Source organism: Rhodococcus sp. NPDC059179 (assembly GCF_042754885.1).
Lineage (GTDB): Bacteria > Actinomycetota > Actinomycetes > Mycobacteriales > Mycobacteriaceae > Rhodococcus_G.
The window spans coordinates 1-1,082 of sequence record NZ_JBHZBV010000031.1; the positions used below are offsets into that span (position 1 = coordinate 1).

1 protein-coding gene is annotated in these 1,082 nt (G+C 65.2%); it reads right to left on the reverse strand.

Annotated features, from left to right (window positions below):
- Positions 1-12: 12 nt before the first annotated feature.
- Entirely contained in the window at positions 13-978 is a 966-nt protein-coding gene (locus tag ACFXMV_RS23180; protein WP_378502539.1) for an IS481 family transposase, read from the reverse strand.
- Positions 979-1,082 lie beyond the last annotated feature (104 nt).

Consider the following 1,082-nt stretch of genomic DNA (forward strand, 5'->3'; position numbering starts at 1 on the left):
TGTACCCGGCCATCAGGTTGGTGCCAGGCGGCTGACCGGTGGGAGCCCTCCGAGTGCGCTGTGGCGGCGTCGAGTGTTGTAGTACTCGAGCCAGGGCGCAAGCGCGGCGGCCCGTTCGGTGTTTGTGGTGAAGACCTGCCGGTAGGCCCACTCCGTTTGCAGGGTGCGGTTCAGACGTTCGACCTTGCCGTTCTGCCACGGGCAGTGCGGTTTGATGAACTTCTGGCGGATGCCATGCTCAGCGCAGACCGCCCGCAGGGACCACCGGTAGGCCCAGGCGTTGTCGGTCATCAACCGTTCGATCGTGGTGATGCCATGGCCGGCGAAGTAGTCGATCGCACGGGTCAGGAAACCTGCACAGGTCTCACCCTTTTCATCGGCGAGGATCTCCGAGTAGGCGAGCCGGGAGTGATCGTCCACGAGCGAATGGACGTAATCGAATCCGGTCTTGGTGCTGCGGTCGCGGGTCGTCGATCCACTGGCGCGTCCGTGGGCGCGCCAGCCGCCGCCATCGGGGATCCGGCCGAGCTTCTTGACGTCCATGTGCACCAGCTCACCCGGGCGCTCACGTTCGTAGCGCACCGCGGTCGCCTTCGACGACCGGATCACCTCGCCGGTCATCGGGTCGCAGTCCGCCAGATACGGCACCCCGTGGCGGCGTAGTACGCGGGAGATGGTGCGGGCGGGTACTGCGAGTTCGGCTGCGAGCCAGTCCGGTCCGTGCCGTTCACGGATGCGCAGTTCGACGATCCGTTCCTCGACGGCGGGCGAGGTTCGGGTCGGCATGGTGTGTGGACGTGAGGACCTGTCGTGCAGACCTTGCTCGCCCTCTGCTTCGTAGCGGGCCACCCAGGTGGACACGCATTTACGGGATATGCCCATTGCGCTGGCGATATGCGCTTTGGGCCAGCCTTCTCGGTAGCGCTCGATGATGAGCACTCTGCCGTGAAAGGTGGTGCGGGCATTACGGTGGGGCACGAGAACCTCCGAGCGGATGTGGGCCTTAGACAAGCCACACCCCACCCGGAGGTTCTCTTCACATCAAGCCGACACGCCTGCTACCAACGTCCTGGCCGGGTACA